General features: G+C 72.5%; 23 protein-coding genes. 15 read left to right on the forward strand and 8 right to left on the reverse strand.

Features of this window, described 5'->3' with window-relative positions; all coding sequences use genetic code 11:
• Window positions 1-54: 54 nt before the first annotated feature.
• Window positions 55-705: an RDD family protein gene (locus tag ACFZAX_RS09130; RefSeq protein WP_390960325.1), complete on the reverse strand. Its 651-nt coding sequence runs from the start codon at window positions 703-705 to the stop codon at window positions 55-57.
• A gap of 229 nt (window positions 706-934) precedes the next feature.
• Between ACFZAX_RS09130 and ACFZAX_RS09135 the strand changes: the two genes are divergently transcribed.
• The 6 genes from ACFZAX_RS09135 (at window position 935) to ACFZAX_RS09160 (ending at window position 7,698) form a co-directional block, all read left to right on the forward strand.
• Window positions 935-1,813, forward strand: a complete 879-nt coding sequence (locus ACFZAX_RS09135; RefSeq protein ID WP_390960326.1) for a bifunctional methylenetetrahydrofolate dehydrogenase/methenyltetrahydrofolate cyclohydrolase — start codon at window positions 935-937, stop codon at window positions 1,811-1,813.
• A gap of 36 nt (window positions 1,814-1,849) precedes the next feature.
• Entirely contained in the window at window positions 1,850-2,503 is a 654-nt protein-coding gene (locus tag ACFZAX_RS09140; protein ID WP_390960327.1) for a DUF3017 domain-containing protein, read from the forward strand.
• Window positions 2,504-3,027: 524 nt separating this feature from the next.
• A complete protein-coding gene (locus tag ACFZAX_RS09145) occupies window positions 3,028-4,017 on the forward strand; it encodes a malate dehydrogenase (RefSeq protein ID WP_390960328.1) in 990 nt (329 codons plus the stop codon).
• A 265-nt stretch (window positions 4,018-4,282) separates the two neighbouring features.
• Window positions 4,283-6,199, forward strand: a complete 1,917-nt coding sequence (locus ACFZAX_RS09150) for a hypothetical protein (RefSeq protein WP_390960329.1) — start codon at window positions 4,283-4,285, stop codon at window positions 6,197-6,199.
• 26 nt (window positions 6,200-6,225) lie between these two features.
• Window positions 6,226-6,606 carry a hypothetical protein gene (locus ACFZAX_RS09155; RefSeq protein WP_390960330.1) on the forward strand — a complete coding sequence of 127 codons (381 nt, stop codon included), beginning with the start codon at window positions 6,226-6,228 and terminating at the stop codon, window positions 6,604-6,606.
• Between the two features lie 3 nt (window positions 6,607-6,609).
• Window positions 6,610-7,698, forward strand: coding sequence for a serine/arginine repetitive matrix protein 2 (locus ACFZAX_RS09160; RefSeq protein ID WP_390960331.1), 1,089 nt, complete (start codon window positions 6,610-6,612; stop codon window positions 7,696-7,698).
• A gap of 106 nt (window positions 7,699-7,804) precedes the next feature.
• Here the strand turns inward: ACFZAX_RS09160 and ACFZAX_RS09165 are convergent, their stop codons facing one another.
• Complete coding sequence (locus ACFZAX_RS09165; protein ID WP_390960332.1) at window positions 7,805-8,311, reverse strand: carboxymuconolactone decarboxylase family protein; 507 nt, start codon at window positions 8,309-8,311, stop codon at window positions 7,805-7,807.
• 47 nt (window positions 8,312-8,358) lie between these two features.
• Between ACFZAX_RS09165 and ACFZAX_RS09170 the strand changes: the two genes are divergently transcribed.
• The 4 genes from ACFZAX_RS09170 (at window position 8,359) to ACFZAX_RS09185 (ending at window position 11,490) form a co-directional block, all read left to right on the forward strand.
• Window positions 8,359-9,759 carry an aminotransferase class I/II-fold pyridoxal phosphate-dependent enzyme gene (locus ACFZAX_RS09170; protein ID WP_390960333.1) on the forward strand — a complete coding sequence of 467 codons (1,401 nt, stop codon included), beginning with the start codon at window positions 8,359-8,361 and terminating at the stop codon, window positions 9,757-9,759.
• 116 nt (window positions 9,760-9,875) lie between these two features.
• Entirely contained in the window at window positions 9,876-10,427 is a 552-nt protein-coding gene (locus tag ACFZAX_RS09175) for a hypothetical protein (RefSeq protein WP_390960334.1), read from the forward strand.
• Window positions 10,424-11,281 carry a Scr1 family TA system antitoxin-like transcriptional regulator gene (locus ACFZAX_RS09180; protein ID WP_390960335.1) on the forward strand — a complete coding sequence of 286 codons (858 nt, stop codon included), beginning with the start codon at window positions 10,424-10,426 and terminating at the stop codon, window positions 11,279-11,281. Before ACFZAX_RS09175 ends, ACFZAX_RS09180 begins: the two co-directional genes overlap by 4 nt.
• Complete coding sequence (locus tag ACFZAX_RS09185) at window positions 11,281-11,490, forward strand: DUF397 domain-containing protein (RefSeq protein ID WP_390960336.1); 210 nt, start codon at window positions 11,281-11,283, stop codon at window positions 11,488-11,490. The genes ACFZAX_RS09180 and ACFZAX_RS09185 overlap by 1 nt, the downstream gene beginning before the upstream one ends.
• 391 nt (window positions 11,491-11,881) lie before the next feature.
• Here ACFZAX_RS09185 and ACFZAX_RS09190 read toward each other — a convergent pair whose 3' ends face one another.
• Window positions 11,882-12,706, reverse strand: a complete 825-nt coding sequence (locus ACFZAX_RS09190; protein WP_390960337.1) for an alpha/beta fold hydrolase — start codon at window positions 12,704-12,706, stop codon at window positions 11,882-11,884.
• 274 nt (window positions 12,707-12,980) lie between these two features.
• Here ACFZAX_RS09190 and ACFZAX_RS09195 point away from each other — a divergent pair, with 274 nt between their 5' ends.
• Window positions 12,981-13,358: a VOC family protein gene (locus tag ACFZAX_RS09195; RefSeq protein ID WP_390960338.1), complete on the forward strand. Its 378-nt coding sequence runs from the start codon at window positions 12,981-12,983 to the stop codon at window positions 13,356-13,358.
• A 106-nt stretch (window positions 13,359-13,464) separates the two neighbouring features.
• On the opposite strand, the gene ACFZAX_RS09200 is transcribed toward ACFZAX_RS09195, so the two are convergent.
• The 4 genes from ACFZAX_RS09200 to ACFZAX_RS09215 all read right to left on the reverse strand — a co-directional run bounded on the left by ACFZAX_RS09200 (window position 13,465) and on the right by ACFZAX_RS09215 (window position 19,054).
• Window positions 13,465-14,178: a GNAT family N-acetyltransferase gene (locus ACFZAX_RS09200; RefSeq protein ID WP_390960339.1), complete on the reverse strand. Its 714-nt coding sequence runs from the start codon at window positions 14,176-14,178 to the stop codon at window positions 13,465-13,467.
• 189 nt (window positions 14,179-14,367) lie between these two features.
• Window positions 14,368-17,355 (reverse strand): hypothetical protein, encoded by a 2,988-nt coding sequence (locus ACFZAX_RS09205; protein ID WP_390960340.1) that lies wholly within the window; start codon window positions 17,353-17,355, stop codon window positions 14,368-14,370.
• 238 nt (window positions 17,356-17,593) lie between these two features.
• Window positions 17,594-18,523 (reverse strand): RimK family alpha-L-glutamate ligase, encoded by a 930-nt coding sequence (locus tag ACFZAX_RS09210; RefSeq protein ID WP_390960341.1) that lies wholly within the window; start codon window positions 18,521-18,523, stop codon window positions 17,594-17,596.
• A 297-nt stretch (window positions 18,524-18,820) separates the two neighbouring features.
• Entirely contained in the window at window positions 18,821-19,054 is a 234-nt protein-coding gene (locus tag ACFZAX_RS09215) for a hypothetical protein (protein WP_390960342.1), read from the reverse strand.
• A 563-nt stretch (window positions 19,055-19,617) separates the two neighbouring features.
• Here ACFZAX_RS09215 and ACFZAX_RS09220 point away from each other — a divergent pair.
• Window positions 19,618-22,323 carry a glycoside hydrolase family 9 protein gene (locus ACFZAX_RS09220; RefSeq protein ID WP_390960343.1) on the forward strand — a complete coding sequence of 902 codons (2,706 nt, stop codon included), beginning with the start codon at window positions 19,618-19,620 and terminating at the stop codon, window positions 22,321-22,323.
• Between the two features lie 44 nt (window positions 22,324-22,367).
• On the opposite strand, the gene rocD is transcribed toward ACFZAX_RS09220, so the two are convergent.
• A complete protein-coding gene (rocD, locus tag ACFZAX_RS09225) occupies window positions 22,368-23,576 on the reverse strand; it encodes an ornithine--oxo-acid transaminase (RefSeq protein WP_390960344.1) in 1,209 nt (402 codons plus the stop codon).
• Between the two features lie 308 nt (window positions 23,577-23,884).
• Between rocD and trpS the strand changes: the two genes are divergently transcribed.
• The 3 genes from trpS to ACFZAX_RS09240 all read left to right on the forward strand — a co-directional run bounded on the left by trpS (window position 23,885) and on the right by ACFZAX_RS09240 (window position 26,303).
• Complete coding sequence (gene trpS, locus ACFZAX_RS09230; protein ID WP_390960345.1) at window positions 23,885-24,898, forward strand: tryptophan--tRNA ligase; 1,014 nt, start codon at window positions 23,885-23,887, stop codon at window positions 24,896-24,898.
• A 132-nt stretch (window positions 24,899-25,030) separates the two neighbouring features.
• A complete protein-coding gene (locus ACFZAX_RS09235; RefSeq protein WP_390960346.1) occupies window positions 25,031-25,627 on the forward strand; it encodes a 2'-5' RNA ligase family protein in 597 nt (198 codons plus the stop codon).
• A gap of 148 nt (window positions 25,628-25,775) precedes the next feature.
• On the forward strand, window positions 25,776-26,303 hold the full coding sequence (locus tag ACFZAX_RS09240) for a hypothetical protein (protein WP_390960347.1): 528 nt from the start codon (window positions 25,776-25,778) through the stop codon (window positions 26,301-26,303).

Consider the following 26,303-nt stretch of genomic DNA (forward strand, 5'->3'; position numbering starts at 1 on the left):
CTCCGGACCGTGACGATCACCGCGGCCGAGAGGCCGGGGCCGGTACTGCCGCGACTACTTCGCCTTGACGACGACCGTCGAGCAGACCTTGTCCGCGAACGTCTGCTTCTTCGAGTCCCAGAGCGGCCACAGCCACCCGAGGTAGCAGGCGAACGAGTCGAGCGCGTGGGCGATGCGCCGCACGAAGGCCATACCGAAGCCGAGCGGGCGGCCGTCCGCCTCGCGCAGGACCTTGATGCCGACGGCCCGCTTGCCGATGGTCGCGCCCGTGGAACCTTCCTGGATCAGCATCCAGATGATCACGCCGAGCACGCCGAGGAGTCCGACGATGCTCAGGAGTCCGCCGAGGGCGCTCGAGTCACCGCTCGACATCGCGCCACCGATGATGATGAGGATGTACGGCACCAGGATGACCAGGCCGTCGACGAGGGTGGCGAGGAACCGCCAGCCCCAGTTGGCCAGTTCGGGGCCACCGCTGCCGGGGCCGTAGCCGGGCTGCGGCGCGTAGCCGTACGGGGGCTGCTGCGGGGGGACGCCGTAGGGCTGGCCCGGCTGCTGCGGGTAGCCGTAACCCTGCGGTCCGCCCTGCGGCGGGACACCCTGCGGGGGCTGCTGCGGGTAGCCGTAGCCGGGCTGACCGGGCTGACCCGGCTGGTTCTGGCCGGGCTGCTGCCCGTAGGGGTTGGTCGGTTCGCCGAAGCTCATGGGGTGTTTCCTTCAACCTGTGCGCAAGGGACGTCGCTGCGACGGAAGAAGGAGGCCATGCATCAGCGGTCCGCCCCCCCAAACCACCGCGGCACTGCCTGCTCATCGTTATAAGCGGATCATCACTTTGTCTAGAGCGGGACGGCAGGTGTTGCGCAAGTGCAACGCGTGCCGGCCACCGCAGGACCCGAATTGGTCCGCGGGAGGGTTCATCCGCGAGGATGGGGGCATGACTGCCCAGATTCTCGATGGCAAGGCCACCGCAGCCGCGATCAAGTCCGAACTGACCGTCCGCGTGGCGGCTCTCAAGGAGCGGGGCGTCACGCCCGGCCTCGGCACCCTGCTCGTCGGGGACGACCCGGGCAGCCGGTGGTACGTCAACGGCAAGCACCGCGACTGCGCGCAGGTCGGCATCGGCTCGATCCAGCGCGAACTCCCCGACACCGCCACCCAGGAGGAGATCGAGGACGTCGTACGCGAGCTCAACGCCAATCCGGAGTGCACCGGTTACATCGTCCAGCTCCCGCTGCCCAAGGGCATCGACACCAACCGCGTGCTGGAGCTGATGGACCCGGCCAAGGACGCCGACGGGCTGCACCCCATGAACCTCGGCCGTCTCGTCCTGGGCGAGGCCGGCCCGCTGCCCTGCACCCCGCAGGGCGTCGTCCAGCTGCTCCGCCACCACGGCGTGGAGATCGGCGGGAAGCACGTCGTGGTGGTCGGCCGCGGTGTGACGATCGGCCGCCCGATCCCGCTGCTGCTGACGCGCAAGTCCGAGAACGCCACGGTCACCCAGTGCCACACCGGTACCCGCGACCTCTCCTCCCACCTCAAGGAGGCCGACATCATCGTCGCCGCCGCCGGGGTGGCCCACATCATCAAGCCCGAGGACGTGAAGCCGGGTGCCGCCGTGCTCGACGTCGGCGTGAGCCGCGACGAGAACGGCAAGATCGTCGGAGACGTCCACCCGGGCGTGGCCGAGGTCGCCGACTGGATCTCCCCGAACCCGGGCGGCGTAGGCCCGATGACCCGCGCGCAGCTGCTGGTCAACGTCGTCGAGGCCGCCGAGCGCGACGCCGCCGAGGCGGACGCCCAGGCAGCCGGCTGATCCCGACGCAACCGACCAGCGCCCGGAAGGAAACCGATGGCTGCTGCTACCAGCCCGGCCGACCCCGCCCGCAGCGACGCGGGAGGCGGTGAACCGGCCGGAGGACCCACCGGGAAACCGGCTGCCGAGCCCGCTGCGGCGTCCACCGCCGAGCCCGCCGAGCCCGCCGAGGGCGCGGAGCCGCGGGACGCTTCCGTGGAGCCGCGGGACGCTTCCGTGGAGCCGCGGGACGCCTCCACGGAGCCGCGGGACGCCTCCTCGGAGACGGAGACGGATACGGGGACGGAGGCGCCCCAGCGGTCCTGGCGGTTCTCGCTGACCCGCGACACCGCCCGCCCCGAGGGCGGCGGCCGGGCGGCGTCGGGCGACGCCCCCGCCCCGGCCCGTCAGTGGCCGCTGCTCACGGTGCTCGTGACGGCGGCCCTGGGGCTGCTGCTCGTGGCCACCGACCCGTTCGCCGAGGCGTTCCGGATCGGGTCCCTGCTGATCGGTGTGGCCCTGCTCGTCGGGGCCGTACTGCGCTGGATGGTCCCTTCGGTGGGCATGCTGGCCGTACGGTCCCGGTTCACCGACCTGGTCACGTACGGGGTGATGGGCACACTGATCGTGCTGCTCGCGCTGATGGCGCAGCCGAAGCCGTGGCTGGACATCCCGGTGCTGGAGGACGCGGTCCACTTCACGATCCGCTGACGGGCCGTGAGCCGGCCGGCGTGACGCCCCGCGAGGCCGCCCCACGTGATGCCGCAGGAGCGTGCCCGTGGGGTGTCCGTCCCTTCCCCCGACAGGGACGGACACCCGGGGCGGGCGCGGCGGGGCGGTGCGGCCCCGGCGGACGGCTGCGCGAGCGTCGTCCGCGGCCCGCTCCAAGAGTCATGGACACGACCAGACGGGGCAAGGAAGGGCCTTGGCCTGTGGCACGGAAGTGACCATTCCGGCACCGTGTGACCGCTCTGCCACCGCCGTGCGACCGCTCCGTGACCGCCGTGCGGGCGCCTCGCACGGGCCACCGGCCCGCTCCCGGCCCGCGCGGTGCGGAGCCGGCCGGCGGCCCGACGGCACGGGGAGTCTGTGGGCCGTGACACAGGGGGGCGGGCGGTCGGCGCGGCCCGGGTCGGATAGCCTGACCGACGGATATCTCTTCACATCAAGATTCAGGAGATGTCCAGCTCCAGGGGCCGTGAGCCCCCACCGCCAGCTGTCTAACGGAGATCGCCATGACCCGCACTCCCGTGAATGTCACCGTGACCGGCGCGGCCGGCCAGATCGGCTACGCGCTGCTCTTCCGCATCGCCTCCGGCCACCTGCTCGGCCCGGACGTGCCGGTCAACCTGCGTCTCCTGGAGATCCCGCAGGGCCTCAAGGCCGCCGAGGGCACCGCGATGGAGCTCGACGACTGCGCCTTCCCGCTGCTGCGCGGCATCGAGATCACGGACGACGCCAACGCCGCGTTCAACGGCGCCAACGTCGCGCTGCTCGTCGGCGCCCGCCCGCGCACCAAGGGCATGGAGCGCGGTGACCTGCTCTCCGCCAACGGCGGCATCTTCAAGCCCCAGGGCAAGGCCATCAACGACAACGCCGCGGACGACATCAAGGTCCTCGTCGTCGGCAACCCGGCCAACACCAACGCGCTCATCGCGCAAGCCGCCGCCCCGGACATCCCGGCCGAGCGCTTCACCGCGATGACCCGCCTCGACCACAACCGCGCGATCTCGCAGCTGGCCGCCAAGACCGGTGCCGCCGTCTCCGACATCAAGAAGCTGACGATCTGGGGCAACCACTCGGCCACCCAGTACCCGGACATCTTCCACGCGGAGATCGCCGGCAAGAACGCCGCCGAGGTCGTCGACGACCAGGCGTGGCTGGCCGACACCTTCATCCCGACCGTCGCCAAGCGCGGCGCGGCGATCATCGAGGCCCGGGGCGCGTCCTCCGCCGCCTCGGCCGCCAACGCCGCCATCGACCACGTGTACACCTGGGTCAACGGCACCGCCGAGGGCAACTGGACGTCGATGGGTATCCCGTCGGACGGCTCCTACGGCGTCCCCGAGGGCATCATCTCCTCCTTCCCGGTCACCACGAAGGACGGCTCGTACGAGATCGTCCAGGGCCTGGACATCAACGAGTTCTCCCGCGCGCGCATCGACGCGTCGGTCGCGGAGCTCGTCGAGGAGCGCGACGCGGTCCGCGAGCTCGGCCTGATCTGATCCCGGGGGCTGCCCGCAGCCCGACCGGTCCGTCACCCGGAGCGCCCGTACGGCACCAGCCGTGCGGGCGCTCCGGCGTGTGCGGGCGCCTCCCGGCGCATGCCGGAGGGAGGGGAACGCGGCGCGCGGCGTGAAGGTTGCGTGCGCGGCGCCGCCCCTGGCGCGCAATCGCCTCGCGTTGTCGCCCCGCCGCCCGCTACATTGGCGTCCTTTCCCATGCAACTCCTGTGCGAACGAGCCGGGTTGCTCTTCCGAAAGGGTGCCGGTGACCGTAACCTCCGTGCCGCCGCAGGAACCGCACGGCGGGGACGAACCGGGTGGCAGGCCGCCCGTTCATCCCGCGGGCAGCGAGGCGTGCCGGCTGCTCTGCGCCGGAGTCCACCACCACGAGGGCTTCCGGGACGCGGTGATCGACCACCTGTACGTCCGGGAGAACCGGATCGTCGCCCCCTCCGCGGGCTTCGACGCGGCCCGCGTGCTGGCCCATGCCCTATGGGCCCGTAAGACCCAACTCCAGTGGGCCGCGGGCATGGTGGCGTTCTGGGTGCTGGCCGTCTTCGTCACCCAGAGCTTCTTCGCGATCCTCGCCGGTGCGTCCTTCTGGCTCGGTGTCGCGCGGCTGATCCGGGGCGCCGACGCCGAACCGCCCTTCTACCGGGTCGTACCGGCCCTGATCATCCGCTGGTACGCCCGCTTCATCCTGGGCCTGTTCGTGCTCACCGTCCTCGTGACGGTGCTGGGCGGCACCGTCGGATTCCTCGACAGCGGCGACTCGTACGACTCCTACGGCTCCTACGACGGCTACGGCACCTACGACTCGGGCGACGGCTTCCTCGACAGCCTCCCCGGCGTGTTCGCCCTGGGCCCGTCCCTCGTGGGCGGGCTCTCCGACGGGATGCCCACCTCGGTGCCCTGGCTCTGCCTGCTGGCCTTCGCCGGACTCGCCGTCCTGGTGGGCCTCCAACGCGGCCAGTTCTCCCGGGTGATGGGCGCCGAGCTCTCCCCGCAGCGCTTCGCCGACCTCTCCGCCGACCCGGCCGAACGGCACGCGGGCGGGCGGTTCCGGTGGCTCCGCGACCGCATCCGCGTGGAGCAGAGCTCCCCGCTGATCATGTACAACGAGGACGATCCGTTCTGCGGGAGCGGGGACACCCGCCGCGCCTGGAACCTCTCCGTCGAACTCCGGCCGCGCACCGACGCCAAGGCCGAGCCCATCGACAACGCGGCGATCCTCCGCCGGATCGTGCCCCTGCTCGAAGGGCTCCGGGTGCCGTCCCCGCACGGCTCGCCGCAGGCCGCCGCCGCCGTGCGCGACCGACTGCGCGAACTCCAGGTGGACGAGTGCGTGTTCCTTCCCGTACGGGGGCTGCCGAGGCGCCAGGACGCGCCGTACGGGCCGGAGGGGTTCGAGACGCACCGGCTGGCCGCCGTGGAGGAGGGCGGCGAGAGCCGCAGGCACTTCCTGCGGATCAGGGTCGGCGGCTGGGGCGAGGAGGTCGTGGTCACCGTCTTCGTCCGGGTCCACACCCAGGGCGGGATGCTGATGCTGGAGGTCGCCCCGCACATCCTGAAGCCGCTGCTGCCGCTCTTCCGGGAGCTGGACCAGATCGCCCACCAGCACCGCAACAACAACTGGTTCGGCAAGGCGTACTGGGCGGTCACCCGGGTGCCGGCCTCCCTGATGGACTCGTTGATCACCCTCGGCAGGGGCGGGGTGGGCAGCGGGAAGCAGCTCACCGAAGGCCATGGCGGCGCGCTCCCCGAGGGGCCCGCCCTGTCGGTCCGGGAGCTGGCCTCGGACACCCGGGCCACGCTCTTCCAGGACATGGACATCGACCGGTACCTCAAGAGCATCGAGGACCGGGTGACCGGAGGGGTGCGCCTCGCGCTGCGCGAAGCGGGGTGGCAGACCGACGAGTTCGAGCAGAAGATCGTGCACATCGGCGCCGGCGGAGTCTTCATCGAGTCCGCGACCGACAGCGCCATCGGTGTCGGCGACAACAACACCGTCACCAGCAACCGGCTGCGCGCGGAGCGGCGCGGCGGCGGCACCTCCGGCACTCCCGGACCCTCGGGCCCCCGGGGCTCCTCGGGCACTCCGCCACAGCGGGGTCCGGGCGCGGGGCCCTCGTCCCCGCCGTCGTCGCCCTTCGGCCCCGGCACGGCCCCGAGAGACCAGTGACCCAGCACCACCGGAGGGACATCACCATGGGAAGCACGGACGGACAGCAGAAGCCCCCGCCCGGCGTGTACATCGGTTCCGTGACGGGCAGCCCGCTCGCCATCGGCGACCACAACAGGGTCACGCTGAACCAGGGTTCGGCGCCGGTCTCCGACGAGTACGCCGAACTGCTGCGTACCGTACGGGAGCTGCGTGCCGACCTCGCCCGCTTCGTCACCACCGACGCCACCGGGGCACTCGACTCCGAACTCGCCGCGGTGGCCGAGGAGATCGAGACGGACGGCGCCGCCGCGCCCGGACGGCTCGCCCGTCTCCGCGAAGCCATGGACGCGGCCGGCTCCTTCGTGGCCACCCTGGCATCGGGCGTCGCGGTCGGCCATGAGCTCTCGGCCCTGCTGGGAGGCTGACCGATGACGGGCCGCGGCGCACCGCGCTGGAACGACGAGACACAGAGGTGGGAGACGGGCGACCAGCCACCCCCGGCCGTACTGCCCCCGCTCCCCGCCTCCCCGCCGGTGGCCCCGGCCCGCCCGGCGACCCCGCCCGGGCCGTACGTACCGCCGCCGCCCGACGGCACACCGGACGCCGCACCCGGCGGATACGTCCACGGACCGGACGGGCGGGGCGGTTTCGCGGGCGGGCCCGGTCCCGGCGAGGGCGGCGGGACGGACGGGTTCGGTCCCGGCTCCGGCGGCGGGACCCGCGACGGCTCCGGCGGCGGGACGGGCGGTCTCTTCGTCGGCGGGTTCGTCGGCGAGACCGAGCCCGGGGACGGTGTACGGGAGGAAGGCGTCGGCACCGTGTGGCAGCGGTTCACCCCGCTGACCGCCGGACTCACCGTCGGTGTGCTCGCCGCGTGCACGGCCGCCCTCTGGTTCACCCTCGCCAAGGACGACGACCACCGGCCGACGGCCCGGGGGGCGTCGGCCTCCGAGTCCGTCTCCCCGGTGGACGTGGCCGGCGGGCAGAGCACCGGTGAGGAGTCCGCCGCCGAGCCGACCGGTGAGGGCCCGGCCCCCACGGACGGGGAGACCGCCACGCCGACGCCCGAACCCGGGTACGCGACCGTCTCGGACCAGAGCGGCTTCACCGTCTTCGTGCCCGAGGAGTGGCAGCACCGCACCGAGGACGACCACGGCGTCTACTACACCTCCGACGACGGCACCTCGCTGCTCCAGGTCTGGCAGGTCACCGGGGTCACCAGCGCCATGGACGCGGTGCACGCCGCCTCCGAGAGCCGCAGCGCCAGCCCCGGATTCCAGGAGATCAGCGTCGAACCGGTGGACACCCCGGACGGCAGCGACGCCGCCGAGCTGGTCTACGCGTACGACCACGAGGCCACCGGCACCCGCCGCCAGGTGGTCGACCGGGTGTTCACCGCGTCGGACGGCAGGCTGTACGCCCTGCTGGTCGCCGCACCCGACACGGCGTGGCCGCTCCACGAGGAGATCCTCGCCCAGGCGCTGGCCGGCTTCGAACCGGAGGGCTCGGAGCTCTGACCGCCGCGTGCCCGCCGGGCCGGGTCGGCCGGGCGGGCACGCGGGTGGGTGCGCGGGCGGGTGCGCCGTGGGTGTGCCGCGGGTGTGCCGCGGGTGTGCGGGTGGGTCAGTGGGCGCCCGGGGTGTAGTGGCCCGGGACCATGCGGGTGCTCACGGCGAAGCGGTTCCAGCCGTTGATCACGTTGATCGCGGCGACCAGGTGGGCCAGCTCGGTCTCGTCGAAGTGCTCGGCGGCCTTCTCCCAGACCTCGTCCGGCACGAACCCGTCGGTCACCACGGTGATCGCCTCGGTCAGCTCGATCGCCGCGATCTCCTTCTCCGTGTAGAAGTGCTTCGACTCCTCCCACGCGCTCAGCTGCACGATCCGCTGGACGGTCTCGCCCTGGGCGAGGGCGTCCTTGGTGTGCATGTCCAGGCAGAACGCGCAGTGGTTGAGCTGCGAGGAGCGGATCTTCACCAGCTCGCCGACGACCGGGTCGAGCCCCTTACGGGCCGCCGCGTCCAGCCGGACCATGGCCTTGTAGACGTCGGGGGCGAGCTCCGCCCAGTTGAGGCGCGGGGTGTGCTCGGGAGCGAACTCGGAGGTGGCGTGGGTGTGGGTCGGTGTCGTCATGCCCACCACGCTACGGTCCGGGTGGCGCCCGGCTATGGTCCATTTCCATGACGGATTCCTGGGCCACTTTCGGGGCCGACCTGCACCTCGAACCGCACGCCGGGGGCCTGCGCGACGGGCTGATGGAGGCGCTGCGGGACGCCGTACGCACGGGGAGGCTGAACCCCGGCGCCCGGCTGCCGTCCTCCCGGGCGCTCGCCGCGGACCTCGGGATCGCCCGGAACACGGTGGCGGACGCGTACGCGGAGCTGGTCGCCGAGGGGTGGCTCACCGCCCGCCAGGGCTCGGGGACCCGGGTCGCCCGGCGGTCGGAGCCGCGCGACAGGACCCCGGCCGCGCGCAGGACCCTGCCCGCCCGCCGCCTGCCCACGTACAGCCTGATGCCGGGCCAGCCGGACCTGGCCTCCTTCCCGCGTACCGCCTGGCTCCGCGCCTCCCGCCGCGCGCTCACCGGAGCCCCCAACGAGGCCTTCGGGTACGGAGATCCGCGCGGTCGCATCGAGCTGCGCACCGCCCTCGCGGAGTACCTCGGCCGGGCGCGCGGGGTGTACGCGGACCCGGAGCGGGTGGTGGTCTGCTCGGGCTTCATCCACGGACTGCGTCTGATGGGCGGCGTGTTGAGGAGGCGGCGGGTGCGCGAGATCGCCGTCGAGTCGTACGGACTCGATTTCCACCGGGGCGTCCTCGCCGACGCCGGACTGCGCACCCCCTGCCTCCCGCTCGACGAACAGGGCGCGATGACGGACGATCTGGCGGGCATGCGTGGAGTCGGTGCCGTACTGATGACACCCGCCCACCAGTTCCCGACCGGCGTCCCGCTGGACCCGGACCGCCGGACGGCGGCCGTCGACTGGGCGCGCGCGACGGGCGGGGTGATCGTCGAGGACGACTACGACGGCGAGTTCCGGTACGACCGCCAGCCGGTCGGCAGTCTTCAGGGGCTCGACCCCGACCGGGTCGTCTACATCGGCACCGCGAGCAAGTCCCTCGCCCCCGGGCTGCGGTTGGGCTGGATGGTGCCGCCCGCCGGCATGGTCGAGGAGGTGGCCGCCGCCAAGGGGTTCTCCGACTGGACCACCGGCTCGCTGGAGCAGCTCGTGCTCGCGGAGTTCATCGCCTCGGGCGCGTACGACCGCCACGTGCGCGCGATGCGACTGCGCTACCGGCGCCGCCGCGACCAGCTCGTCGCCGCCCTCGCCGAACGCGCCCCGGACATCCGGATCAGCGGCATCGCGGCCGGACTGCACGCCGTCCTCGAACTCCCCGAAGGCACCGAACGCTCGGTGATCTCCGCCGCCGCCTTCCAGGGACTGGCCCTGGAAGGCCTCTCCTACTTCCGCCACCCCGACGCCGAACGGGAGCGCGACGCACTGGTCATCAGTTACGGCTCCCCGCCCGACAGCGCCTGGAAGGGGACCCTGGACGCCCTCTGCCGGGTGCTGCCGTGACGTGCGCCCGCCGTGAGACGGCCCGCCGTGACGTGCGCCTGTTGTGACGTGCGCCCTGTGCGGGACGCGGTGGCTCGGTTACCGTGCGGGCCGGGGCACGGGGAAGGGGGCGGCACATGGGGGCGGCGACGCTGACTCTGGCGGCAGCCGTGATCGGTGGTGCCGTCTCGCTCGTGTCGGCCCTGCTCGCACAGCGCCACGCGCAGCGGGTCCACCAGCGGGAGCAGGAGCGACTCGAGCGCCACCGTCAGGAGGACCTCACGCGGGCCCGGGCGGACCGCCTCCTCGCCGAACGCCAGGCCGCCTACGTCAGGTTCAACGCGGCGGCGCGGACGGTCAGGGACACCCTGGCGGCCTGCGTGATCGACCTGCGGCGTGCGGGGCGGCTGGACTCCTCGCGCCGAGACGCACTCCAGGAGAGCTGGCGGGCCTACGTCGCTCAGCACGCGGAGGCGAACATCATCGCCTCCGACGAGGTCCATGGCCTGGTCGGCCGGGTCAACGGAGCCCTTCAGAAGATCCACCGCCACGCCGTACGCCTGGACACCGGCCTGCCGGAACCGGGAGACGGCCTCGACGCCCTGGGCGAGCAGATCGAAGAGCTGTGGGAACGCCTGGTCGCCCTCCGCGAGGGGATGCGCCACGACCTCGGCATGACCTCGGAGTGAGGCCCGGCGGGTGGTCTCGGGCCGATGGCGCCCCGTGGCCACCCGGCAGCCGCTCCGCCGGGGCGACCGGGCGCTTACGCAGCGCACGCGAGGCGCGTGGCTGGACGCAGGATGAACTCGCCGACCGGGTCGGCTATTCGGGCCGACACGTCTCCGCCGTGGAAACCGGCCGCAAGCCGCCGACTCTCCGCTTTTCGCGGAGCCTGGACCTGGCGTTCGGCCTCGCCGGGACGGCCGAGTCGTTCGACCGGGCATGGGGGGAGCTCCGGAACGGCAGCCTGCTGGAGGGCTATCCCGAGTACCTGAGGCATGAAGCCCGCGCGGCGGAGATCCGGTTGTTCGAGGTTGGAGTGATCCCCGGGCTGCTCCAGACGGAGGAGTACGCCGCGGCCATAGAGGCGAGCGCCGTCAGACGGGGCATGATCACCGCTGAACAGGCCGCCGAGCGAGTCGACTTCCTCGCCCAGCAGCAGGCTGCCCTGGTGCGGAGCGTCCCGCCCATCGTGATCGCGGTCCTGGACGAGAGCTGCATCCGGCGCGCCATCGGGGGAAGCGGCGTCATGGACCGTCAGTTGGCGCACCTGGCCGATTTCGCGGAGCAGGCGAACACCGTCCTTCAGGTGGCTCCGTACGCCATGGGCGAGAGCCGGCCGTTCAATCACCTGCTCAACCTGCTGACCATGCCGGACCGTTCGGTCATGTCCTACGCTGAATCTCAAACGCAAGGACACTTGGACAGGGAGATGACTTCTGTCCTCCCGCTGGTGAGGGCCTACCATCTGTTGCAGGCCGAGGCGCTCTCGCAGGCGGCCTCCGTGGCCATGATCGATGAGGTACGAAAGGGCACCGCGTGATGACCGAAGCTTGCCTCCTCTGGTCCAAGTCCTCCTACAGCGGCAACGGCGGTACCTGCGTCGAGTGGGCACCGGCCCACGCGTCCGCGACGGGCGTGGTCCCCGTCCGCGACTCGAAGAACCCGCACGGCCCCGTCCTGTCGGTCCCCGCCGACGCGTTCGCCTCCTTCGTGGCGGGCGTCAAGGGCGGCGGGTTCGGCTCCCTCTGAGCGTCTGCCCCTCCTTCTGAGGCGGGGTGGACTCCACACCGCGCGGAGTGGGGCCTTCGTCGACCGTGGATCTCGGACGAAGGGCCCCCACTTCCGTACCGGGTGCCGAGGGGCAAGCCTGATCAGGCTCCATCCCACGGGGCCCTCGTCGGAGGCGCGCCGTCGGCGCGTCGTCGGGGAAGATCGAAGAGCTCTGGAGAGCGGGCAACGTGCCGTCCCGCGACGGCCTCTACCGCCCGGACGACACCGGCGTGGAGCTGCACGCGGAGGGTCCGGGCGCGTATCTGGCGCAGCCTGCTGACGCTGGACCTCAACGACCCCGCGCTCGGCTGAGCCCCGTCGGCGGCCTGAGCCGCCGGCCTCACACCCCCCCCGCCTCACACCCCCCGCCTCACACCCCCTGCGGGAACCCGGCGGTGAGGTGGGCCATGAGCTGCCCCGGTGCGTCTTCCTGGAGGAGGTGGCCCGCGCCCTCGATCCAGTGCAGTTCGGCGTGCGGGACGTGCTCGTGCAGCCATCGCGCGTACTCCGGGGGAAGGATGCGGTCCTCGCGTCCCCAGACGATCCGTACCGGGATCGAGATGTCGCCCAGCAGTCCCTCGTACGCGGCGGTGTCCGCCTGCCGGATCTGGCGGTACTGCCGGTAGAACGCGGCCTGCCCCTCGGCTCCCCGCCACGGGGCGAGGTGCGCGTCGAGGACGCCCGGCCGGAAGCCGACGTGCGTGGCGTGGCGCAGATGGGCGGCTACCAGGGCCTCGTGCGCGTACTCCGGGAGCCGGCCGAAGACGTCCGCCTGCTCCAGGATGAGCCGGAAGAGCCCCCGCTCCCAGTCGCCCCCGCTCACCGCGTCGAAGAGGGTCAGGTCCCGGTAGTCCCGCTTCTCCAGCAGCAGCGTCCGCAGGGCCACGGCGCCGCCGATGTCGTGCGCGACGACGCTGGGGCCGTCCAGCCCCCAGTGGTCGAGGAGGGCGGCGAAGTTCCGCGCGTGGGCCGCGAGGCCGAGGTCCTGGCCCTCGCGCTGGTCCGACCGGCCGAAGCCGAGGTGGTCGAAGACGTAGACCGTACGGGTGCGGGCGAGCGCCGGCGCGATGTCCCGCCAGAGGTACGAGGAGTACGGGGTGCCGTGCACCAGTACGACGGGGTCCCCGCTGCCGAAGCGGTTCCACCGGATCGTCCCGCCGGGCGTCCCGAACTCCTCGTCCAGCTTCCACTCCACGGTGGACCTCTCTCTCTGGCACGGCCGGCGCGATTCGCGAGCCGGTGGCCGGTATTCCCGGAGAACGGGCTTCTGCCCCGGAAACGCCCCCGCACCACCCTCCCGTGGAGCGCGGTCACCGCTCCGGGCCGACTGCGCGGTCGGGCACCGGAGCGGCCACCGGACGGCTCACCGGACCGCTCATCGGAACGTCACGGAACCACTACCGAACCACCCCCGGAACGCGCTCATTTGTTCATCACGGGTATCCGCCGGTGCGGCCTATGATGCTCCGATGCTGAAGTTCACCGACGTCATCCTCGACTGCCCCGACCCCTGGAAGCTGGCCGAGTTCTACGCCAAGGTGCTGGGCTGGGAGATCAACACGGAGGGAAGCCAGAAGGACTGGGTCAACCTGCGCAACGACGGGATCGAGCTGTCGTTCCAGCGGGTGGAGACCTACCAGCCGCCCGTCTGGCCGGGCCAGGAGCACCCGCAGCAGTTCCACCTCGACTTCGAGGTGGACGAGTTCGAGCCCGAGCACCAGCGGGTGGTCGAACTGGGCGCGACCTTCGTGAAGAGCTTCGTCGGCGAATCAGGGTACGGCTGGCAGGTCTACACCGATCCGGCCGGACACCCGTTCTGCCTCTGCCGCAACCGCCCCCAGGACTGAGGGGCCGCGACCACGGCCGACGACCCACGACCCACCGCCCCGGCTCCGCCACGGAGCCGGGGCGCTCGTGCGAAAGCAGGGTTCGTCCCTGGACGAAAGCCTCCGGTCACACGTCCGTCGTGCACGGCAGGGCCGCGATGTCGTCGATGGGCAGCAGGGGGATGCCGGCGGGCGGCATCGCGGCGAACAGGGCGGTGGTCGCCGGGTCGTCGGGTACGGAGCCCTCGGTCTCCTCGAAGTACTCCGTCATGTACACCCGGACCGGCTCGGACGGCACGACCGCCGTACGGTCCGCCGCGTCCGCGAGCTCCGGGGCGGTGGCGAGCAGCGCGAGCACCATGCCGGGTACCCGGCCGGCGCCGGGACGCAGGGAGGGCTGGAAGTAGGGCACGTCCAGCACACGGGCGCCGTGGCGCGCGTAGAAGCGCAGACGGGCGGTCTGATCGCCGTGCTCCCCGTCCGGACGGTGTGCGGCGGGGTGTTCGACCTCGGCGAGGGTCAGCAGCGGGTGGGCGCGGGCCTGCCAGCCGGTGCGGATCTCGCCCATCAGGGCGCCGCCGATGCCCGAGGACCTCAGGTCCCGGCGCACCGCCATGTACGAGAGCAGCACCACCCCGCCGGCCGGTGACCACTCGGCGATCGCGGCACCGTCGGGGCGGCCGTCGCGGACGACGGCCGAGATCCACTGCGTCCCCGATTTCAGACCGGCCCGCAGCTCCTCGCGGGTGACGAGTTCGTGAGCCGGGAAGTTGGGGACGAGGAGTTCGTCGTACACCACGTCCAGCAGCGGACTGTCCAGCCCGATGTCGGTCACCTGCATGTTCGTCTGTCCCTTCCTGCGCCGCCCGCGGCGTCACCCGCGGTGGGGCGGGACCGCGGTGCGGCGTACCGAGTACTGACCGGGCGCCCCGGACGCATACCCGCCGGCACCAGGGCACAGCCTGGCAGACGGAGGCGCACGGGCGGGCAGGGTTGATCCTTCGGGCCGCGCGTGTCATCCGCGGGCGGGTCAGGGCGCCGTGGGCCCGGGCAGGGGCTCCTCCACGGATTTCGTCAGCTCGTCCTCCATGTTCCGGATCACCCATTTCGCTGTCCGGGCGAAGTCAGTGAGATCGGTCCCGAGATCCTCGGCGCTCGGTGGGACCGGCAGACCGAAGGTGTCTCCGGGGTCCTCGCCGATGTGCCGCCAGTACGGTGCGAAGAGGGTCCGGCTCCTCGCCTTCGCGGCGGCCACCTCCTCGGTGAGCCCGGCCCGCAGGGCGTGGTGTTCGCGCCGTTCCATGCCGATGAGGACGCTGCGGTAGAGCGAGTCGGAGTAGCGGTTGGGGTACTGCCCGTACGTCTCCTGGCGTACGTGGTAGACGAAGCCGTGCAGGGCGGCCCGTGCGTGAGCGTCGAAGGACCGCCGGGGATCGTTCTCGGCCCAGGCGATGTCGGCGAACAGTTCGGCGAGCCAGACCGGCAGTTCGTGGTCCTCCGCCTCCGCGATCCGCTCTTCGAGGCCGTCGAGGAGCATGCGGGCGCGGGGCGGTTCAGCGGTGGCCCAGACCATGCCCTCGCCGTAGGCCGCCCAGTTCCCCATCCACAACTCGTTCTCGTCCGTGCAGGCGGCGCCGCTCGCCCGGTACCAGGCCACCGCACGGGCCCGGTCCGCGTGCGTTTCGTTCCCCGCGTACCAGACCGCCTCGGCCTGCAACAGGCAGAGGACGATGTAGACGCGCCGCAGATCGGGATCGGCGGGGACGTGCCCGCGCCGGAGCCCCAGGTACTCCGCGACGGCGTCCAGAGCCGCTCCCGCCCGCTCCCACCGCTCCGTGTCCCGGCCGGGTACCTGGTTGAGGCGCCCGGCGACGTAGCTGGTGCGCAACTGGTCCAGCCACGTCACCCAGCGCAGGTCGCGGTCGTCGGGGAGTGCCTGATACGCGGCCACGAGCTGGTCGCAGTAGCTGGAAGGCACCTCCATGTCCCACCAGAAGAACGCTTCCAGGAACAGCCGGATCATGGCTCGCTTGCTGCCGTCGAACGCCTCGCGGGGCAGATGGGCGGCGTGGTGCAGCCACTCCTGGGAGTCGCGCTGCCATTCCGCGTCCTCGAAGCGTGCGCCGAGCGCCATGACCGACTGCTCTTCGAGCTCCTCGTCGAAGTTCATCCTGGCCCGGTAGTGGCGTTCCACCGAAGCGTGCAGCTCGGCGTTGGCCGTCGGCCGGGTGCGCCGGAACCGCCGGTCGAGGTTCTCGCGCAGATAGTCGTGCAGCCGCCATCCCTCGTTCTCGTCGTCGTCGAAGGGGGTGACGAAGGTACAGCGTGTCAGCCAGTCGTAGAGCTGGGACGCCTGCCTCTCGGTGACTCCCTCGGTCTCGTGGAGGACGGCGGTGAGGATGGTGGCGGTGCAGCGGCGGAGCACCACGAGCAGGTCGAAGAGCGGGACCGCGCGCCCCACGACGCGTGCGGCGAAGTCGTCGACGTAGGTGCGTACCGCCTCGAAGGCGCCGTCGTCGTCCCAGTGCCCGGTGCCACCGAGCAACAGCGAGCGGACCTCGTCCGCCGATGCGTTCGGAGGCAGGGAGTCGCGGACGATGGCGCTGCAGGTCGCCACACCGATCGGGTGCCCCCGGGTGAGTACGGCGATCTCGTCGGCCGCCGAGGCGGACTCGGCCCGTCGCCATCCGGCCTCGGCCAGACGGTCCTTCACGAAGGCGGTGGTCTCGTCGTGGGGCAGCAGACCCAGTCCGAGTCGCCGCACTCCGGGCTGCGACAGACGCTCACGTCCGCCGGACACAGGGCGTCCCGCGTGGACGACCACGGCGGTGGACATCCCCCGCAGCACGGCCATCAGCCAGTGCTCGACGGGCGTTCCCGCCGAGGTGTGCACATCGTCCACGAGCAGGGCCGTCGGACGGGACCGGGCGGCCTCGTCCAGCACCCGCGTCAGCCGCAGCTGCATCTCGGCGAGCCGGGACAGCACAGGCTCGCGGGGGAGCGCTCCCGCGACCGCCTCCCCGATGCGGCCGACGCTCACGCCGCTGGAGTGGCTGATCTCGATGGCGACATTCGCCCCGGCCGACGGTTCCCCCGAGTGCCAGACGTCCCGTGTCGCAAGGATCGCGGCCTCCAACTCCCGCCCTTCCGTGGGGTCGAGAAGGGGAGCCGCGCCACCGTCCGGGGCGTACGCCCGGTGTACGTCGGCGGCGACCGCGTCGATGATCTGGCGGCAGGCGGCGTACTCCGCCATCTCCCGCCCGTTGGACTCCGAGGCCCCGCCCTCCCCGTACTGGGGGGCGCCGGCCGTGACGAACAGGACGAGGCGCCCGTCCTCCTTCAGCCCGGCGGCGATCTCCTCCAACAGCAGGGTCTTGCCGCAGCCGCTGTCGGCGACGACGTCGAAGCGCACACCGCTTCCCACACCACCGGCCCGTGCGGCGCTCAGCACGGTGTCCCGGGCACGGGCGAGCGTGGGCGTATACGGCTTGCGGGAGGTGGCCCGCTGCGGCTCGGCCGGCGCGCCGTCCTGCGACGCGGGCGACACGGCTGCCGCGGGCGGCGCGGGTGGCGCAGCGGGGGCGGCGGCCCGGACCGGATCTCCGCCGATGCTCACGTCCTCGCTGCGGTGCACGTCCACCCGCGAGTTCCCCCGCCAGGTGCCGAACTGGGGCACGTCCACCCGTCGCGACCGCCGCACGCGCACCCGCCGGTCGTCCGGAGCCCGTCCGGGACGCGGGTTGCCGGTGCGGCGCAGCACGAAGAGCGCCACCAGGGAAAGCAGGTACGCACCCAACAGCAAGGACACGACGACGAGGAAGGTCCCGCCGAACGCGAGGCCCGACAGCCAGATGAGGAACGTGGTCGCGAATCCGGCGAGCAACACCGGCTCGACCTTCAGGCCCTCGGCGATGCTGGAGAGAGTTTCGGACGCGGCCGAAAGGATCTGGCCCCATACCTCCAGTGGCCCGCCGGGCTCGGGGGCCGGGGGAACGGGGGGTGGGCTGGTCTCCGACATTTACGCCTCCATGACGAACTACCCTGTGAAAATAGGGTGTTGAGAGGCGCGGCGTGAGAGTTTTCACGTCATTCTCCTTCGCGCGCGGGCGAAGGCGGGTTGCTCGTCGCCACTCCACACGGTCCCCCTTCCGTCTCGGCGGCGACCGAAGCCGCGTCGTCGGGCACCTCGCTCCGGCTCCTCCCCGGCCTCCACATCCCCCACGGCTCCCTCAGGCCCTTCAGCTCCCTCAGCCCTCTCAGGCCTTGTCGGCCGCCTTCAGGTGGCGGTCGACGCAGGCGGTGATGGCGGGCGCGACCTCCGTCATCTCCGGGCGCCAGCCGGGCACGGCGTTGACCTCGCAGACGGTGAAGGTGTCCTCGGAGGCGAAGAGGAGGTCCACCCCGGCGATGGCGAGCCCCATCGCCCCGGCCGCCCGTACGGCCAGCGCCTCCGCCTCCGGGTATGCGCCGAGGCACGCGGTGGCCGAGCCGCCCTGGCCGATGTTCGAGGCGAGGCCGCCGTTGCGGGAGGTCCGCACGGCGGCGCCCACGGTCTCGCCGTCGACCACGATCAGGCGCAGGTCCCGGCCGTGCGAGTGGGACACGTACTCCTGGAAGAGATGCGGGGTCTCCTGCGCCAGGGCGCCCGCGACGCCCCGCAGCAGGTGGGTGTCGGGGGCGAGGAACACCTGCTTGCCCTTGTGGCCGGTGACCGACTTGACCACGCACGGGGTGTCGAGGCCGGTGGTGCGGACCACGCCTTCCAGCGGCGCCGTTCCGTACGAGAGGGTGTCGGGCACCGGAAGCCCGGCCAGGGCCAACTCCTGCATCTGCCATACCTTGTTGCGGCAGCGGAGATGCGCCGCCAGCGGGTTGACGAGGGTGGCCCCCATGCGTTCCAGGTGCCGTAGCAGGGTCACCTCGCGGTCGTAGTGCATGGAGCCGGGGGTCTGGCGTACGAGGACGACCTTCGGGGCGGGGACCTCCGCGCCGCCGAGGGTCCGCAGGAACAACCGGCCCTGCTGGACGCCGAACACGAACTCGTTGGTGTGCCAGACCGCGAACTTCGGTCCGTGGAGCGCCGCGAGGGCGTCCGACAGCCGCTGCGTCGCGCCTTGCAGCGGTACGGGAAGCTCCCGTACCAGCAGCCACACATCCGTGGGGGGCAGTAACTCCGTACGCTCCATTGCCTGTCCGCCTCTCCGGGCTCGCTATCGGGACCGGCAGGAACTTAGCGTGGCAAGCGCGGGTTCCTGGAGGGAACGAGGATGTTGCATCCAGGAGAGCACCCCGTGCCGGTGAGCGTTCTGCCTCTCCGCCCGGGAGGCGACCGTGGTGGGCGTGAGCGTGCGCGTGCGCGTGCGCGCGGGCGAGCGGCGCGTTCCCGGCCAGGCCGGCGCCGTTCGAGGACCCCTGAGTCGCGGGGCGCGGACCCATGTGCCGCGGGGCGCGGGCCCATGAGGGGTGGGCCCGTGCCCTCGCGGTCACAGCCGTTCGCCCCGGCTCCGCGCGTTGCACCGCGCGTTCTCGGCGCGCAGCCGTTCAGCGGGGTCCGCGAACCGGACCTGCGCCGGATCGGCCTGCCACTCGACCCCTCCGGACACCGGCCGCAGCTGCCAGAAGGCGCCCGCGACGCTCCGGAACTCGCCGATCAGGCCTGGCCTCGTCGCGTCCACCACCAGCGCCCCGACCGTGGGTTCGCTTCTCTTGGCGTTCACTCTTCTCGTCCTCTCCGCACCCTGGTGGTGCTCCTCGGGACGCCTGGTGGGCGTCCCGGCACCCCTAGAGTGAGGCAGAAACGGGCCGGTTGGTATGGAAACCGGGACCGGCCTGCACCGGGGGCGTCCGGGTGCATGCGTCCGGGCCCTACCAGCGTCGTCGCGGGGGCCGCTCCGAACGGCCGGACCACCGGTCGGGAGCGGGGGGATGAAAACCGGGAGGCAGGTTGACCGGTATGCGGTCGGCTCGCGCGAGCGCGGCGCGCGGGCCCGGCGGTGAGGGGCGCCGGCGTACCCGACGCGCCCCTCACCACCGGCTCCGACACGGTCTGCCCGCGCGCCCACCATGATCGCGCCGGGGTCCGGCAGCGCGACGCCCACGGCCCGCCCCGCCGGAGCGACCCCGTGCCCGAGGGGGCGGATACGCGCCACCGGCGACTTGGTCCTGTCATGACCCTGGCGAAACATGGCCGCCCGGCTCCACAATGGGCCGCGTTCGTGGGAGCGCTCCCATCCCGGTTCCCTCCGCGCGCCCCGTACACGTATCCGCACCCCGCCGACGCATGACGAAAGGTGTCCCGGTGAACGCCCCGCCCCCGCGCCTCCGTACCCCGCGCCTTCTCCCGCCGCGCCCCCGCGCCCGGTCCGCCTCGCGCCTGTCCGTCGCTGCGGCCGTCGCGGCCCTGCTCGCGGTGGGCCTCGCCGCCCCCGGCGCTGCCGCCGCCGACGAGCCCGCGCCCGCCGAGGGCGCCGAGCAGATCACCAACGGCGACTTCTCCGCCGGTACCGCGCCCTGGTGGTGGACGGCGAACACCTCCGGGACGGTCGTCGACGGCCGCCTGTGCGCCGACGTCCCGGCCGGCACCGCCAACGCCTGGGACGTCATCGTCGGCCAGAACGACGTGCCGCTCGTGGCGGGGGAGACATACCTGCTGAGCTACACCGCGACCTCCACCGCGCCGCTGACCGTGCAGACCCGCGTCCAGGAGGCCGTCGAGCCCTGGACCACCGAGCTCGCCACCGCCGACCCGGTCGGCGCCGAACCGGTCACGGTCACCCACGCGTTCACCGCCACGGCCGACCGGCCGAGCGCCCAGGTCGCGCTCCAGATCGGCGGCGGCGAGCGGGCCACCACCTTCTGCTTCGACGACGTGTCCCTGCGCGGCGGCGCCGAACCGCCCGTGTACGTCCCCGACACCGGCTCGCCGGTCCGCGTCAACCAGGTCGGCTACCTCCCGCACGGCACCAAGGCCGGCACCGTGGTGACGGACGCCGACGACCCGCTGACCTGGACGGTGAAGACCGCCGACGGAACCACCGCCGCCACCGGCGCGACCGTCCCCGGCGGCGAGGACCCGACCTCCCACCAGCGCGTCCACACCTTCGACTTCAGCGCCCTCACCACCGTCGGCGACGGCTACACCGTGGACGTCGACGGGCAGGTCAGCGAGCCCTTCTCGGTACGCGCGGACCTCTACGACGGCCTCCGCTCCGACGCGCTGGCGTACTTCTACCACAACCGCAGCGGCATCCCGATCGAGGCGGACCTCGTCGGCGAGGAGTACGCGCGCCCCGCCGGACACGCCGGTACGGCCCCCAACCAGGGCGACACCGACGTGCCCTGCGTCCCCGGCGTCTGCGACTACCGCCTCGACGTCCCGGGCGGCTGGTACGACGCCGGCGACCACGGCAAGTACGTGGTCAACGGCGGTATCGCGGTGGCCCAGTTGATGGACACGTACGAGCGGACCCTGACCGCCGCCGACGCCGAGGGCGCCCAACTCGCCGACGGCACCCTCCGCGTCCCGGAACGCGGCAACGACGTGCCCGACATCCTCGACGAGGCCCGCTGGGAGCTGGACTTCCTGCTGCGCATGCAGGTACCGGCGGGCGAGCCGCTCGCGGGCATGGTCCACCACAAGGTGCACGACGCCGCCTGGACCGGCATCCCCACCCGCCCCGACCAGGACCCCCAGCCGCGCCAGTTGCACGCCCCGTCGACCGCCGCGACCCTCAACCTCGCCGCGACCGGCGCCCAGTGCGCCCGGCTCTTCGCCCCGTACGACCAGGAGTTCGCCGACCGCTGCCTGCGGGCGGCCACCACCGCCTGGAAGGCCGCCGTGGCCCACCCCGCCGTCTACGCCGACCCGGCGGACGGCACCGGCGGCGGGACGTACAGCGACAACGACGTGACCGACGAGTTCTACTGGGCCGCCGCCGAACTCTTCACCACCACCGGGGAGTCGGCCTACCGCACCGCGCTGCTCGCCTCGCCGCTGCACGGCGACGCCGACAAGATCTTCAGCGTCGGAGGCGGTATCTCCTGGGGCTCCACCGCGGGACTCGGTGTCCTCACTCTCGCCACCGTCCCCAACGACCTCACCGCCACCCAACTCGCCGGCGTGCGCGCGGTGGTGACCGCCGGTGCGGACCGCTACGCCGCCCAGTCGCGCGCCGAGCTCTACGGGCTGCCCTACTCCCCGGCCGGCGAGGACTACGTCTGGGGCTCCAACAGCCAGGTGCTCAACAACATGGTGGTGCTGGCCGTCGCCCACGACCTCACCGGCCAAGCCGTCTACCAGGACGCCGTGTTGCGCGGCGCCGACTACCTCTTCGGCCGCAACCCGCTGAACCGGTCGTACGTCACCGGCTACGGCGAGCGGTACTCCGAGAACCAGCACCACCGCTTCTGGGCCCACCAGAGCAACCCCGACCTGCCCCACCCGCCCCCCGGCTCCGTCGCGGGCGGCCCCAACCTGACCGCCGTCGCGGCCGGTGACCCGGCGGCGGCCGAGAAGCTCGGCGGCTGCGCCCCGGCCATGTGCTACCTCGACGACAACGGCTCCTGGGCCACCAACGAGGTCGCCATCAACTGGAACGCCCCGCTCGCCTACGTCGCCTCCTACCTGGACGACGCGGGCGACGGACGTGCGGCGGCCGACCGCACCGACCGCGTCTGCCGGGTCTCCTACGCCTCGCACGCCTGGTCCGGCGGCTCCACCGTCACCGTGCGGGTCCGCAACACCGGCACCGCCCCGCTCCCCGCCTGGCAGCTGACCTGGCTCTTCCCGGGCGGACAGCGGATCGGCCAGACCTGGAGCGCGGACCTCGCCCAGAGCGGCCGTACGGTCACGGCGAAACCGCTGGACTGGAACCGCGCCCTCGCCCCGGGCGCGACCGCCGACTTCGGGTTCAACACCAGGGGAACGGCCACCGGACCCGACCCGGCCGTGTTCAAGCTCGGCGGACGCGCCTGCTCCACCGGCTGACCGCGCTCCGGCACCGCCGCTTCCGGGCGGCGGTGCCGGGAGCCCTACTTCCCGCTCAGCACCGCGCGGAGCCGGTCCAGCCCCCAGTCCAGGTCCTCGCGCTCGATCACCAGCGGCGGCGCGATCCGGATCGTGGAGCCGTGGGTGTCCTTCACCAGCACGCCCCGCTCCATCAGCCGCTCCGAGATCTCCCGCCCGGAGCCCAGCGCCGGGGCGACGTCCACCCCCGCCCACAGCCCCCGGCCGCGCACCGCCTCCACCGCGCCGCCGCCCACCAGCCGGTTCAGCTCGCGGTGGAGATGGGCGCCCGACTCCGCGGCCCGCGCCTGGTATTCGCCGGTCCGCAGCATCGCGAGCACCTCCAGCGCCACCGCGCAGGCCAGCGGGTTGCCGCCGAACGTCGAACCGTGCTCGCCGGGCCGGAACACCCCCAGCACCGCCGCCGAGGACACCACCGCCGACACCGGCACCACCCCGCCGCCGAGCGCCTTGCCCAGGACGTACATGTCCGGCACCACGCCCTCGTGCTCGCAGGCGAAGGTCCGCCCGGTGCGGCCCAGGCCCGACTGGATCTCGTCCGCGACGAAGAGCACGTTCCGCTCGCGGGTCAGCTCACGGACCCCGGCGAGATAGCCGGGCGGCGGCACCAGCACCCCCGCCTCGCCCTGGATCGGCTCCAGCAGCACCGCCACGGTGTTCTCCGTCATCGCGTCGCGCATCGCGGTGAGGTCGCCGTACGGCACGATCTCGAACCCGGGGGTGTACGGCCCGTAGTCGGCACGCGCCTCCGGGTCCGTGGAGAAGCTGACGATCGTGGTGGTCCGGCCGTGGAAGTTGTCCGCCGCCACGATGATCTTGGCCACGCCGTCCGGGACGCCCTTGACGGTGTACCCCCACTTACGCACGGTCTTCACCGCGGTCTCCACCGCCTCGGCACCGGTGTTCATCGGCAGCACCATCTCCATGCCGCACAACTCGGCGAGCTCGGTGCAGAACGCGGCGAAGCGGTCGTGGTGGAACGCCCGCGAGGTGAGCGTCACCCGGTCCAGCTGCGCCTTCGCCGCGTCGATCAGCCGACGGTTGCGGTGGCCGAAATTGAGCGCCGAGTACCCGGCCAGCAGGTCGAGGTAGCGGCGCCCCTCCACGTCGGTCATCCAGGCCCCGTCCGCCGTCGCGACGACGACGGGCAGCGGGTGGTAGTTGTGCGCGCTGTGGGCCTCGGTGGAGGCGAGGGTGTTCTCCGTGGTCGACACGGGGTCTCCGTTCGTCGTGCGGCGCGGGTGGACGCGATGCGGACCGGGCGGGTCGCGCCCCGGTCGAGGGCTGCGGGCGGGTCCCGCCCACTTTGTATCGTTCCGTCGCGCCGCCACCCGGGAAACCCGCGCGGCACCGGCGTGGCCGCCGCGCCCCGCACGCCCGGGCCGCCCCCGGCAACGTGTTCCTCCTCTCACCGCCCGTCCCGCCGGGCACGTACACCGCTGAGCAGGGCCGCCCGGGAGGCCGTCCGGGATTCCGAGTACCGGCTGCCCGGGATCGGTTGCGCACCTGAGACAATGGGCACATGGCCTCTGACCGACCTCGCGTGCTCTCCGGAATCCAGCCCACCGCAGGCTCGTTCCACCTCGGCAACTACCTGGGCGCGGTGCGCCAGTGGGTGGCGCTGCAGGAGTCCCACGACGCCTTCTACATGGTGGTGGACCTGCACGCGATCACCGTGCCGCAGGACCCGAAGGAGCTGCGGGCCAACACCCGCCTCGCCGCGGCCCAGCTGCTGGCCGCCGGTCTCGACCCCGAGCGGTGCACGCTCTTCGTGCAGAGCCACGTCCCCGAGCACGCGCAGCTCGGCTGGCTGATGAACTGCCTGACCGGGTTCGGCGAGGCCTCCCGGATGACCCAGTTCAAGGACAAGGCGGCCAAGCAGGGCGCCGACCGGGCCACCGTGGGCCTCTTCACCTACCCGGTGCTCCAGGTCGCGGACATCCTGCTCTACCAGGCCAACCAGGTCCCGGTCGGTGAGGACCAGCGCCAGCACATCGAGCTCACCCGTGACCTCGCCGAGCGCTTCAACGGCCGCTTCGGCGACACCTTCACCGTCCCGGCGCCGTACATCCTCAAGGAGACGGCGAAGATCTTCGACCTCCAGGACCCGTCGATCAAGATGAGCAAGTCGGCGTCCACGCCGAAGGGCCTCATCAACCTCCTGGACGACCCGAAGACCACGGCCAAGAAGGTGAAGAGCGCCGTCACCGACACCGACACGGTGATCCGGTACGACGTCGGGAACAAGCCGGGCGTCAGCAACCTCCTGACCATCTACTCCACCCTCACCGGCACCACCGTCGAGGCGCTGGAGCAGAAGTACGAGGGCCAGATGTACGGCGCGCTGAAGACGGATCTCGCCGAAGTCATGGTGGAGTTCGTCACGCCGTTCCGTACCCGCACGCAGGAGTACCTGGACGACCCGGAGACGCTGGACTCCTTGCTGGCCAAGGGCGCGGAGAAGGCCAGGACGGTCGCCGCGGAGACGCTGGCGCAGGCGTACGACCGGATGGGCCTCCTGCCCGCCAAGCACTGAGTCGAAGGACCCTGGCGGGAGCACGGGGACGCGCGGCACACTTGCGCCGACGGCCCCGTGCGACCGCCGGTGCCGCGGCGCCCGGCGCGCGCGGTCATCGAGCACCATCGATCGACGACAGAGGAGAACGACGTGGGGACCGTAACGCTCGGCGTTTCGATCGCGGTCCCGGAGCCCTTCGGCACCCTGCTCCAGCAGCGACGTGCCGGCTTCGGGGACCCGGCCGCGCACGGCATCCCCACCCACGTCACCCTGCTGCCGCCGACCGAGGCGAAGTCGGACGAGGTGCCGGCCGCCGAGGCGCACCTCGCCCGGATCGCCGCCGACTGCCGGCCCTTCCCGATGCGGCTGTGCGGGACCGGGACCTTCCGCCCGCTCTCGCCCGTCGTCTACGTCCGGGTCGTCGAAGGCGCCTCCTCCTGCGCGTGGCTCCAGAAGCGGGTCCGGGACGCCTCCGGACCGCTGACCCGGGAGCTCCAGTTCCCGTACCACCCGCACGTCACCGTCGCGCACGCCATCGACGAGGCGGCGATGGACCGGGCCTACGAGGAGCTCGCGGAGTACGAGGCGGCCTGGACCTGCGCCTCCTTCGCGCTGTACGAACAGGGCGCCGACAGCGTCTGGCGCAAGATCAACGAATTTCCGTTCGGCGCGGGCGGCGGCACGCCCGCCGTACCCGTCCAGAGCGGGTTCTCCGCCGACGAGCCCTCGTTCCACGGCCTGTCCTGACCTCCACGGCCCGCCCCGAGCCGTCCTGACCTGGGGCCTCCGGCGCCGGAGGGACAGTGGGCCGTTCGAGTGGGAAAATTTTTGCACAGGGAGGAGCGACGGCCCGGCCGCCGTTCCGTCATTCGTCACTGTCGCGGAGGTGGTCCGCGTGGTCCCGCTCTCCAGCCGTGAACGCCAGATACTGGCGCAACTGGAAGCCTCGCTCGCGCGGGACTTCCCCGACGATCCCGCCGTCCAGTTCGGGCGCGACGTCGAAGGCGAACACGAGGGGGGAGGCGGGCGCGGCGCGGGAGGCGAGCGCGACCTCCTGAAGAAGGCGCCGGGGGAGGGCCCCGGCACCGCCCCCGGCCGAGGGAGCCCCCGCGGGGGCGTCCCCGGCGAAGACGCCGGGAACGCCCACCGCGAACCGCTGGGCGCACCGTCCGCCGCGGACGCGCCCGGGGGACGCACCGGGATCCCGGGCACCCGCGCCCCGTACCGCCCCGGTCGTTTCGGCCGGCTGATCAGGTCCCGCCGGACGTTCGCCGTGCTGGCCGTCGTCTCGTTCGTCTTGCTGGGCGCCGGCATGATCACCGGAAACCTCTGGGTGGTGGTCGCCTTCGTGGTGACCTGGTCGGCGACCTTCCTCGTCGGCGCGGCCCGTATGCTCTCCTGGTCCCGCAGACAGGGCTACTGA

It is taken from the genome of Streptomyces sp. NPDC008125 (assembly GCF_042957125.1).
Taxonomy (GTDB): domain Bacteria; phylum Actinomycetota; class Actinomycetes; order Streptomycetales; family Streptomycetaceae; genus Streptomyces.

Bases quoted from the DNA above. Each gene is read 5' to 3' on its own strand.
- ACFZAX_RS09130 (WP_390960325.1), bottom strand. From the start codon at position 705: ATGAGCTTCGGCGAACCGACCAACCCCTACGGGCAGCAGCCCGGCCAG.
- ACFZAX_RS09135 (WP_390960326.1), top strand. From the start codon at position 935: ATGACTGCCCAGATTCTCGATGGCAAGGCCACCGCAGCCGCGATCAAG.
- ACFZAX_RS09140 (WP_390960327.1), top strand. From the start codon at position 1,850: ATGGCTGCTGCTACCAGCCCGGCCGACCCCGCCCGCAGCGACGCGGGA.
- ACFZAX_RS09145 (WP_390960328.1), top strand. From the start codon at position 3,028: ATGACCCGCACTCCCGTGAATGTCACCGTGACCGGCGCGGCCGGCCAG.
- ACFZAX_RS09155 (WP_390960330.1), top strand. From the start codon at position 6,226: ATGGGAAGCACGGACGGACAGCAGAAGCCCCCGCCCGGCGTGTACATC.
- ACFZAX_RS09160 (WP_390960331.1), top strand. From the start codon at position 6,610: ATGACGGGCCGCGGCGCACCGCGCTGGAACGACGAGACACAGAGGTGG.
- ACFZAX_RS09165 (WP_390960332.1), bottom strand. From the start codon at position 8,311: ATGACGACACCGACCCACACCCACGCCACCTCCGAGTTCGCTCCCGAG.
- ACFZAX_RS09170 (WP_390960333.1), top strand. From the start codon at position 8,359: ATGACGGATTCCTGGGCCACTTTCGGGGCCGACCTGCACCTCGAACCG.
- ACFZAX_RS09175 (WP_390960334.1), top strand. From the start codon at position 9,876: ATGGGGGCGGCGACGCTGACTCTGGCGGCAGCCGTGATCGGTGGTGCC.
- ACFZAX_RS09185 (WP_390960336.1), top strand. From the start codon at position 11,281: ATGACCGAAGCTTGCCTCCTCTGGTCCAAGTCCTCCTACAGCGGCAAC.
- ACFZAX_RS09195 (WP_390960338.1), top strand. From the start codon at position 12,981: ATGCTGAAGTTCACCGACGTCATCCTCGACTGCCCCGACCCCTGGAAG.
- ACFZAX_RS09200 (WP_390960339.1), bottom strand. From the start codon at position 14,178: ATGCAGGTGACCGACATCGGGCTGGACAGTCCGCTGCTGGACGTGGTG.
- ACFZAX_RS09205 (WP_390960340.1), bottom strand. From the start codon at position 17,355: ATGTCGGAGACCAGCCCACCCCCCGTTCCCCCGGCCCCCGAGCCCGGC.
- ACFZAX_RS09210 (WP_390960341.1), bottom strand. From the start codon at position 18,523: ATGGAGCGTACGGAGTTACTGCCCCCCACGGATGTGTGGCTGCTGGTA.
- ACFZAX_RS09220 (WP_390960343.1), top strand. From the start codon at position 19,618: ATGACGAAAGGTGTCCCGGTGAACGCCCCGCCCCCGCGCCTCCGTACC.
- trpS (WP_390960345.1), top strand. From the start codon at position 23,885: ATGGCCTCTGACCGACCTCGCGTGCTCTCCGGAATCCAGCCCACCGCA.